Source organism: Micromonospora sp. NPDC049799, from assembly GCF_040656655.1.
Taxonomy (GTDB): Bacteria; Actinomycetota; Actinomycetes; order Mycobacteriales; family Micromonosporaceae; genus Micromonospora.
In genome coordinates, this window is sequence record NZ_JBFAMU010000167.1 from 1 (window position 1) to 9842 (window position 9842).

The following is a 9842-nucleotide window of genomic DNA, read 5'->3' on the forward strand; positions in this document are numbered from 1 at the left end:
CCGGGCACACCGCGCCCATCGTGGAGGGTGAGCGCGACCCGGTGGCCGCCGTGGTGACCACCCCGGCACCGACCGCCACCGTCGACGAGGCGCGTCCCGAGGCGACCGTCGACCCGGCGCCCACCGCCGTCGCCGACCACCCGGTGCCCGGCGATGCCCTCGCCGAGGACCGCCCCACTCCCGTCGTGGACCGCCCGGCCCCCGCCGACGCAGCCGCCGGCGACGTCGACCCCGCCGACATGGTGCTGACCGGCGACCCGGTGCCGGCCCCCCGGGAGGAGGTTCCGTCCGCCCCGCCGATCGACGACGCCGGCCGGGACACCGAGGTGGTGCTTCCGGTGGCCGCCCACGTGACCGGTCCCGTCGACACGACGCCGGCCGACGCCGACGACACCGACGAGGTGACCACGCCGGTCGCGGCCGGCCCCACCACCGACACCTCGGTCGACACGCTGCCCACGCCGGTCGCGGCCGGCCCCACCACCGACACCTCGGTCGACACGCTGCCGACGCCGGTCGCGACGGACGACGAGCCGTCGGCTCCGGCCGCGCCCGTGCCGGCGCCCCGGGTCGACGTGGCCACGCCGCCGGTGCGGCCGACGGCTGACGCTGGCGGCGCGGACGACTTCCGCCGCATCCAGGGCGTCGGCCCGAAGATCGCCGCGGCGCTGCAGGCGGCGGGCATCCGCACGTACCGCCAGTTGGCCGACTTGGACGAGGTCGCGCTCCGCGAGGTGGTCCGGTCGGCCGGGCTGCGGTCCGCGCCGGGCCTGGCGACCTGGCCGCAGCAGGCGAAGGTGCTCGCGGGCGCGCCGGACACGGCCGCCGTGCTGCCCGGCGGAACGGACGCCTGACCCGGGCGCAGGGGTCCGGGCCGGGTGGCCCGGACCCCTCCCCGTGCGCGTCAAGCGCGTGAAGCGCGTCAAGTAGGGGCCCTTCCTCTACCGCAGGCGTTAACGGGGGGCCCGTCCTTACCGAGGGGCCGGGCGGAAAGCAGTACATAGCGGACACGGGACGGTTACCGTCGAGGCAGGGCCGGACGACGGCCCGCCGCGTCGATCACCATCCCGGTCCCGCAGGAGCAGCCCTTGTCCTTGTCCCCGCCGGGGTCCGGCCCGCGCCGGGGCCGGCCTCCCCTCCGGGACGAGGAGTCGCCCCGTCGGGTGACCCTGCTCGAACTCTTCTTCGACCTCGTCTACGTGGTGGCGCTCGCGCTGATCTCGCGCGGCATGGTCGTCGACCTGGACTGGCACAGCGCCGCCGAGGCGCTGGTCCTGCTCGCCGCGATCTGGTGGACCTGGGCGATCACCACCCTGGTCACCGACATGTACGACCCCGAACGCCCGGAGATCAAACTGCTGATCACCGCGGTCATGTTCGGGGCGCTGCTGATGACCACCGCCATCCCGGAGGCGTTCGGAGCGCGCGGCCTCATCTTCGCCGGCACGTACGTCGCGATCCACCTGGGCCGCGGCCTGTTCCTCATGCCGACGGTCCGGCACCACCCGCAGACCCGGCGACGGGCTGCCCGCATCTTCATCTGGTTCGCCGTGTCCGCGGTGCCGTGGATCGGCGGCGCCTTCGTCTCCGGCGACGGGCGGCTGGCCCTGTGGGTGTTCGCCCTGTCCATCGACTACCTGGGCTTCCGGCTGGCGTACCCGGTCCCCGGCCTGGGCGCGGTGCCCGACGAGGCGCGCAGCGTCACCGCCGAGCACCTGTCCGAGCGCTACCAGCAGTTCTTCATCATCGCGCTCGGCGATGCCATCCTGACCATCGGCACGATGTTCAGCCTGGACCACTCCGAGGCGGAGAACGTCGCGGCCTTCACCGCGGCCTTCTACACCACGCTGCTGCTGTGGCGGATCTACGTGCACAAGTCCGGCGAGCTACTGCCCCTGGCCATCGCCACCTCACGACAGCCGAGCCGGTTCCTGCACACCGCCCCGTACACCCACCTGCTCATGGTCGCCGGCGTGGTGACCACCGCAGCCGGCTTCGACCTGCTGCTGCACCACCCCGACGGCCGGACCCCACCGGCGTGGGCGGCGGTCATCCTCGGCGGGCCGGCACTGTTCCTGGTCGGTCGCGCCCTCTTCGAGTACGAGGTGTTCAGCCGCGTATCGCTGTCCCGCCCCGGGGGCCTGCTCGCCCTGCTCACCGCCGCGCCGGCGGTGCTGTTCCTGCCGCCGTGGACCGCCGCGCTGATCGCCATGCTGGTCCTCGCCGGCGTGGCGATCGCCGACGCGCGCCGCAGTTGGGGCCGCCCGCCGGAGGAACCCGTTCCGCCGCACTGACCTCCGGCGGCCACCGCATCGACGGGTCAGACCAACGCACCGGACGGGTCAGACCAGCGCGCCCGCGTACCCGCGCGCCCGGAGGCGCTGACCGGCATTGGCGCCGAGCCGCACCTGCAGGCCGAGTGGCGCGGCCGCGCGGCGTACGTCGTCGACGTGCAACGACCCGTGCCGGTCCACCGTGAGCACGGGTGGGTCCTCCGGGTCACCCTCCGGGGCGTGGAACGACAGCAGGGTGACCGACGTGGGCAGGTGCCGGGGGTACGCGGCGCGTGCCGCCGCCTCGTCCGGATGCGCGAGCAGCACCAGGCCGTCGAGGTGACCGAGGTCGGCCAGGACACCGCCGGCCTTCCAGTGCGCCGGCTCGTCCGGTGCGCCGGTGCGGTGCCGGGAGCGGTTCGCCGAGGTGATGTGCAGGTGGTCCAGCCCGGTCTCGGCGAGCGCCCGAGCGAGGAACGCGTTCGACGGGCAGGCCGGCCCCGGCGCGATCACCTGCGTGGTGCGCACGCCCCGGTCGAACGACGCGAGGTGGCCCGGCAGCCGGTCGGCGGCCGGGCCCCGGAAGCCGAACGGGCCGAGCCCGAACAGGCCGTCCATCAGCTGCCGCACCCGGCCCACCGGCAGCTGGTGCGGCACCCGCGTCCAGTCGAACAGCCCCGGAATCCGGCCGGCAAGCGCGGTGATGCTGCCGGTCTGCTCGGCCGGGCGGCCCTTGGCCAGGTTGACCCGGGCGACGGTGGCGGCGTCCGGCCGGCTCACCAGCGCGTACATGTTGGCGAAGGCGGTGACGACCACCGCTCCCCCGGCCAGCGCGCGGGCCGCCGCCGCGACGTCCGCGCGACGGTCGAGGTACAGGTGCGGTGTCGGGGCGTCCATCAGTCCTCCTGCGCGTGCCTCCACAGTTGTACGCCCGTACCGCCGCGGGACCCCGTTCTCCGTCGCGGATCCGATAGCGACGTCTTCCCGTCCGGCGGACCGGGGACGACGCCGTGACCGTTAGCGGCGAGCGCCGATTGGGTACAACGCCTGCACCTCGAACCACCACAACCCCTGGAGGCGTATGATGCGCGGCACCTCGATATTCGGAGTCCTGGTCGTGATCTGGCTGCTGATCGGCGCTGTCGCCGCAGGTCAGCGCGGTTACTACAGCAACGACGACACGAACTGCGCAGAGGCCGGCACGATCCTGGTGACCATCGTGGCCGGACCGCTGAACTACATCGGCGCGAACCCGAAGGTGGACTGCGAACTCCCCCAGCCGTCCGAATAGGACCTCTGCTCGCCCGGCCCGCGCCAACCCCCGGCGCGGGCCGTTCGCCGTCTAGGGTTCACCTCCGACGGCGCGCACGAACGGAGAACGGGATGCGGGAGACGGGTCCGGGGACCGTCCGTCGGGACTACGACCGGGTGGCGGAGCGCTACGCGGCCGAGGTGGGCGACGAACTGCGCGGCAAGCCGTTGGACCGGGCGCTGCTCGACGCCCTCGCGGAGACCACCTCGGGCGGTCCGGTTCTGGACCTCGGGTGCGGCCCGGGGCACGTCACGGCGTACCTGGCGGGGCGGGGCGCGGGGATCGCGGGCCTGGACCTGTCGCCGGTGATGTGCGCGGTGGGTAGGCGCACCACGGGGGCGGCGTACGCGGCGGCGGACCTGACCGCGCTGCCGGTCCGCTCCGGCTCGGTGGCGGGGATCGCCTGCCTGTACACGGTGATCCACCTGGACACCGCGGGTCGCGCGGCGGCGTACGCCGAGTTCGCCCGTGTCCTGCGCCCGGGCGGAACGGCGCTGGTGGCGTTCCACACCGGTGACGCCGAGGCGTCGGCCGGGACAGCCCGCACCCTCACCGACTGGTGGGGGCACCCGGTGACGCTGACGTTCCGCTTCCTCGACCCGGACGGCGAGGTGGCCGCCCTGGCCGCGGCGGGTCTGCCGCTCGTCGCCCGCCTCGACCGGGCGCCGTACCCCGGCGTCGAGCACCCGAGTCAGCGGTCGTACCTGCTCGTCCGTCGCCCCTGAGCCGATTCTTCGGCGACGCGGGGCCCGTCGCCGGCCCAGCACGACGGCCCGCACAGCCTCTACGGCGTCCTAGGAGGCTGGGCTTCAGTGGTGAACGTTTGTGGGAACCCGGTACGGGAAGGGGCGTGACGCCACCGGCCGTCGGACACGGGGAGCAGGGATGCAGATCGGCTACAAGCTGGCCGCCGAGGGGTACGGGCCGCAGGAGATGATCCGGCAGGCGGTCCGGGCCGAGCAGGTCGGCTTCGACTTCGTCGAGATGAGCGACCACTACCATCCCTGGCTGGAGGCGCAGGGCCACTCCTCGTTCGCCTGGTCGGTGCTCGGCGCCATCGCGGCGAAGACGGGCACGCTCGGCCTGGCCACCGGCGTCACCTGCCCGACCGTCCGGTACCACCCGGCGATCATCGCGCAGGCCGCCGCCACCCTCGCCCTCGTCTCCGACGGGCGCTTCACCCTCGGCGTCGGCGCCGGTGAGCGGCTCAACGAACACGTGGTCGGGCAGGGCTTCCCCAGCGTGCGCGGCCGGCACGAGCGCCTCCGCGAGGCGTTGGAGATCATCCGGCTGTTGTGGCAGGGCGGCTACCAGTCGTACGACGGCCGGCACCTCCACCTGGAGGACGCCCGGGTCTTCGACCTGCCGGAGACACCGCCGGTGATCGCGGTGGCGGCCAGCGGACGGTCGTCGGCCACGCTGGCCGCCGAGCTCGGCGACGGCCTGTTCGTCACCGAGCCGAAAGACTCCATCGTCGAGCACTACCGGAAGGCCGGCGGCCGGGGTCCCCGGTACGCCGAGGTGCCGATGGCCTGGGCCACCGACGACCGGCAGGCGGTGGAGGCGGTGCTGCAGACCAGCCGGTGGATGGTCACCGGGTGGAAGGTGATGAGCGAGCTGCCCAACCCGGTCAACTTCGACGCGGCCAGCGGGTACGTCGAGGAGCGGCACGTCCGCGAGTTGTTCTCGATCGGCCCCGACCCGGAGGTGCACGTGGCGGCGGTACGGCGCTACGTCGAGGCCGGTTACGACCACATCGTGCTCCAGAACGCCGGCCCCGACCCGGACGGCTTCCTCGACTTCTTCGCGAGTGACCTCGCCGGCCGGCTGCGCTCCCTCGGCTGAGCGTGCGGGCACGTGGTCCGGCCCGCCCGGGACGACCCTGCGGTCGTCGCGGACGGGCCGATTGTGCCCCTTCCCACGGGACGTGCCGTGCCCCGTGCCGGCCTAGTAATCGGCGCAGTTCGGGACCGGGACCGTGCTGCCGACGCAGTTCGTCGGCCGGTTCTTCGCGATGCGGGTGTCGTCGTCGACCTTCACCTGGGCCTTGTCGGCGAAGACGCCCCCCGGTTCCAGCGTGGAGCTGTTGCCGACCACTGCGCTCTTGAACAGCGAGAGCCGCCCCAGCGTCGCGAAGATGCCGCCACCCTGCGACTCCGGCTCGACCGCGTCGTTGTGCGTGACGGCGCTGCGTCGCACCACCACGTTCGACTTCTCGGCGTAGATGCCGCCGCCGTCGCCCAGGGCGGTGTTGTCCTCCACGGTGCTGTCGTCCAGCGGCACCAGGCCCTGGAAGACGTAGATGCCGCCGCCGTTGCCGGTGGCGGTGTTGCCCCGGATCTCCATGCCGCTGAGGAAGATCAGCGCGTCGGAGTCGGCGATGCCGCCGCCGACCTCGGCGGTGTTGCCGAGCACCTTGCTGTCGGCGACCCGGGTGCGGGCCGAGTAGCTGGCGACGCCGCCGCCCTGTCCCGCGGTGTTGTGCGCGAAGGTGCTGTCGTTCACCTGCGCCGCACCCCGGTAGTTGCCGAACCCGCCGCCGTACGCGACCGCGCTGTTGTCCTTGAACGTCGAGGAGCGCACGGTCATCACCCCACCGTTGAGCAGGCCCCCGCCCTTGCCCGCGGTGCCCTCCGCGTGGTTGTCGACGAACGTGCTGTCCCGCACCACCATGTTGCCGTCGTTGTACATGCCACCCCCACCGCCGTCGGCGGAGAGGGAGGTGTTGCCGACGACCGTGACATGCTCGATGGTGGCCGACGCGCCGTGCACGACGTACAGGCTGCCGCCCTCGGCGATGGACCGGCCGTTGGCGAGGGTCACGTCGCGCAGGGTCAGCTCGCCGCCGTCGCGGACGGTCAACAACCGGAACAGCTCGGCGTGCTCGGCCCGGGCGATGGTCGCGCCCCGGCCGTCGATCGTGATCGGGTGGTAGACGAACGGCAGGCCGGACCGGTCCGCGTCCGGGTGGCGCGGCGGGGCCTCGACGTCGCCCGGGTTCTCCGCGCTGTCCGCCGTCTCGCGGGCGTCCCGGATCCCGCCGTCGTACTCGTCCTTCTCGTCGAGGGCGTCGGTCAGGACGTACGTGCACTTCGGCGCCAGCCGCAGGTGCGCGCCACCCTCCGCGTTGGCGTAGGCCAACGCGTCGATCAGCTTCTCCTCGTCACACGGCACGTTGATCGCGTCGCGACCGTCGTACCCGTGATCCCGGCCCTTCCCGCCCTCCTTGTCGCGGTGCTCGCCGCCACCGTCGGCGCCGCGCAACGCCAGGGACGGCCGGTCCGCCGCGGGCCGGTCCGCCGCGGCGACCCCGGCCAGGCCGGCCGCGCCGACCACCAGGCTGCCGGCGGCCAGGCCCCCCGCCACGAACCACCGGGTACGTCGCCGGGGACGCGTCGCCGGTCGGTCGTCAGATATGAACATCGCCATTCCTGCCTCCTCGTGCCTTGTCAACACCGCGCCGGTGCCGGGCGCGGGGCGGCCGACAACCGCCACCGAACGTCACGGTACGGACGCAAGGTGAGCAGGTTTCGCGTAAAGGAATTAACTACACTTTCGGCTTGAGAGAGGTCGAACCGGGCCGACGTGGCGGTCAACCGCCGACGTGGATCCCCGGCCGCCGCGCCGGGTCCGGCTCGCTGCGCCGGATGATCTCGCGGACCACCGGCGGCGTGTCGCCACGGCCGAGGATCAGGTACCGCAACAGGTGGGCGATCGGACTGCCCTCGGACCACTCGAAGTGGGCGTGCGGCCGGACACCGGTCACGTCCCGCAGCGCCAGCAGGATCGCCGCGATGGCGTTCGGCACGGCCGGGCTGTCGGCCCGCAGCACCCGGAAGCCGCCCACCTCGACGCCACGGACGCGGAGCACCTGGCTGAACTCGGACGGGTCTACCACCGCGATCTCCAGGAAGAGCACGTCGGCCGCGCCGGGTACCGGGTTCATCCCGCGCTGGGTGCGCTCCTTGACCGTGTACACCTTCCACGCGTTCCCGGCCGGCTTGTGCGCGATCACGTGCAGCCGCCCGTCGTGGGCCAGCGACTCGCCGAGGAACCGTCGCGCCGGCTCGTCGAACTCGATCCGCTCGGCGCGCAGCTCGGTGGTCCGGGTGACGCGGGAGATCAGCGAGACGGCGATGATGCCCACGACGAACAGGCCGGAGATCGTGATGCCGTCCGGCTTGCGGATGACGTTCTCGACCAGCGCGTACACCAGCACGAGGGTGAGCACCGTGAAGCCGGCGGCGGCGCCCCGCCGCCGGACGCGCACCGCGGAGATCGCCACCGCCACCGCGGCGGACACCATCATCGCCAGGATCCCGGTGGCGTACGCCCCGGCCTGCGCGTTGACGTCCGCCCGGAACACCACCGTGATCGCGATACTGACCAGCGTGTAGACGATCACCACCGGCCGCACCGCCCGCCCCCACTCCGGCGCCATGCCGTAGGTGGGCAGGTAGCGGGGCACGATGTTGATCAGGCCGGCCATCGCCGACGCGCCGGCGAACCAGAGGATCAGCACGCTGCTGATGTCGTAGACGGTGCCGAACCCCTCGCCGACCCGCTCGTGGGCGAGGTACGCCAGCGCCCGCCCGTTCGCCGCCCCGCCGGGGGCGAACTCCTCGGCGGGGATCAGCACGGTGGTCACGAACGTGGTGGAGACCAGGTACACGCTCATGATGAGCGCCGCGGTGGCGAGCAGCCGACGGGTGTTGCGGATCCGGGCGGCCAGCCGGGCCTCCCGGTCCGGGCCGGCCCCGGCGACCAGCGGCATCATGCTGACGCCGGTCTCGAAACCCGACAACCCCAGCACCAGCAGCGGGAAGGCCAGCACGGCGGTCAGCGCCACCTGCCCCGGGCTCCCGGCGGCGGTCAGCGCGTCGGTCCAGCCCCCGAGGGTGCCCGGATCGGCGGCGATCGCCGCCAGGCACACCACCACGATCACGGCGTTCAGCGCGAGGAAGACGGCGACCAGCGGGATCGCCACGACCACCGCCTCCCGGAAGCCGAGCAGGAACACCCCGCCCAGGATCAGCAGGAGGACCACCGTCACGCCGACCGCGAGGGCCGTACCGCCCACCCCCTCGGGCAGCAGCGGGTTCTCCAGAAGGTGCACGGTCGCGTCGGCGGAGGAGAGCGTGATCGTGATGATCCAGGAGGTCGCCACGAAGCCGAGCAGGACCAGGACGAAGATCTTGCCCCGCCAGAACGGCAGCAGCCGCTCCAGCATCGCCACCGAGCCCTGCCCGTGCGGGCTCTCCCGGGCCACCCGCCGGTACATCGGCAGCATGCCGAACAGGGTCAGCGCGACGATCAGCAGCGTGGCCAGCGGGGACAACGCCCCGGCGGCCACCGCCGCGATGCCCGGCAGGTACGACAGGGTGGAGAAGTAGTCCACCCCGGTCAGGCACATGACCTGCCACCACGGGTGCGTACGGGTCTGCCCCTCCTCGGTCTCCGGTCCCACCGGCTGCACCCGGTGCAGGAACAGCCACCGGCTCAGCCGGCCGGGCGGCGGACCGGACCGGGTCGGGCTCGCCACCGACGGCGGGATGACGACCGGACGCCCGTCGCGGTCACCGGGGCGGGTCGGGTCCCGCGCCGCCCGCAGATCCGGTCCCGGTCCGGCCGGTGGCCGGCGACGTCCCCGCACCCGGCGCGGTCGTTCCGCGTTCGTGTCACCCATGTCCCGTCCCCACCCGTGCGCGGTCCTGCCCCGACCGTAGGGTGTCGGCCGACCGCGTCCCGCCGGAACGGCGAACGATGCCGCTGCTCAGCCGGTCGTCGGACCGTTCAGGGCGCGGCCCAGATCGTCGGGGTCGACCACGGTCAGCGTCGCGCCCGGGTGCCGGGGCCACCGCCCGGGCAGCAGGGCCGGCACCGGCTCGGCGAAGCGGACGCACAGACCCGCGGCGGTGCTGCTGCCGAACGTGACCCCGGCGTCGGCCAGCGACAGGTGCGGACCGATCGCGCGCCACCACCGGTACGGGCCGCTCTGCTCGACGCCGGTGACGTTGGCCCGCGGGGTCCGCAGCCGCCACGGCCCGAACCGCACCAGCAACTCGTCGGCGTCCACCCGTACCCACGCGGTCTCCGGCCGGACACCGAGCAGGGCCAGCAGCGGACGGAACGGCGGGTCGAACCGGAACGCGAAACGCCGGGCTGGTCCGCCGCAACACGCTCGAGGAGCTGCGCTAGGCGGGCCGAACCCTCGAGGATCGCGCGAGATCGTGGAAGTAGTGGCCTCCCCCGCAATG

Annotated in this window: 9 protein-coding genes; 5 read left to right on the top strand and 4 right to left on the bottom strand. The window is 73.4% G+C overall.

The window, feature by feature from the left end:
• Positions 1 to 143 precede the first annotated feature (143 nt).
• Both AB0I76_RS14960 and AB0I76_RS14965 read left to right on the top strand, forming a co-directional pair.
• Positions 144 to 854, top strand: a complete 711-nt coding sequence (locus tag AB0I76_RS14960) for a hypothetical protein (protein WP_357034779.1) — start codon at positions 144 to 146, stop codon at positions 852 to 854.
• Positions 855 to 1163: 309 nt separating this feature from the next.
• The gene (locus AB0I76_RS14965) at positions 1164 to 2294 is read left to right on the top strand and encodes a low temperature requirement protein A (RefSeq protein WP_357034763.1); all 1131 of its coding nucleotides are present in this window, start codon (positions 1164 to 1166) and stop codon (positions 2292 to 2294) included.
• A gap of 48 nt (positions 2295 to 2342) precedes the next feature.
• Here the strand turns inward: AB0I76_RS14965 and AB0I76_RS14970 are convergent, their stop codons facing one another.
• A complete protein-coding gene (locus tag AB0I76_RS14970; protein ID WP_357034765.1) occupies positions 2343 to 3170 on the bottom strand; it encodes a hypothetical protein in 828 nt (275 codons plus the stop codon).
• Between the two features lie 187 nt (positions 3171 to 3357).
• Between AB0I76_RS14970 and AB0I76_RS14975 the strand changes: the two genes are divergently transcribed.
• The 3 genes from AB0I76_RS14975 to AB0I76_RS14985 all read left to right on the top strand — a co-directional run bounded on the left by AB0I76_RS14975 (position 3358) and on the right by AB0I76_RS14985 (position 5430).
• Positions 3358 to 3564 (top strand): hypothetical protein, encoded by a 207-nt coding sequence (locus AB0I76_RS14975; RefSeq protein WP_357034767.1) that lies wholly within the window; start codon positions 3358 to 3360, stop codon positions 3562 to 3564.
• A 92-nt stretch (positions 3565 to 3656) separates the two neighbouring features.
• Entirely contained in the window at positions 3657 to 4310 is a 654-nt protein-coding gene (locus AB0I76_RS14980) for a class I SAM-dependent methyltransferase (protein ID WP_357034769.1), read from the top strand.
• Between the two features lie 160 nt (positions 4311 to 4470).
• Complete coding sequence (locus tag AB0I76_RS14985) at positions 4471 to 5430, top strand: TIGR03557 family F420-dependent LLM class oxidoreductase (protein WP_357034771.1); 960 nt, start codon at positions 4471 to 4473, stop codon at positions 5428 to 5430.
• Positions 5431 to 5532: 102 nt separating this feature from the next.
• Here AB0I76_RS14985 and AB0I76_RS14990 read toward each other — a convergent pair whose 3' ends face one another.
• The 3 genes from AB0I76_RS14990 to AB0I76_RS15000 form a co-directional block, all read right to left on the bottom strand.
• Positions 5533 to 7014, bottom strand: a complete 1482-nt coding sequence (locus AB0I76_RS14990) for a right-handed parallel beta-helix repeat-containing protein (RefSeq protein WP_357034773.1) — start codon at positions 7012 to 7014, stop codon at positions 5533 to 5535.
• A 163-nt stretch (positions 7015 to 7177) separates the two neighbouring features.
• A complete protein-coding gene (locus AB0I76_RS14995) occupies positions 7178 to 9271 on the bottom strand; it encodes an amino acid transporter (protein WP_357034775.1) in 2094 nt (697 codons plus the stop codon).
• Between the two features lie 87 nt (positions 9272 to 9358).
• Positions 9359 to 9841, bottom strand: coding sequence for a hypothetical protein (locus tag AB0I76_RS15000; RefSeq protein ID WP_357034777.1), 483 nt, complete (start codon positions 9839 to 9841; stop codon positions 9359 to 9361).
• Between the last annotated feature and the right edge of the window lies 1 nt (position 9842).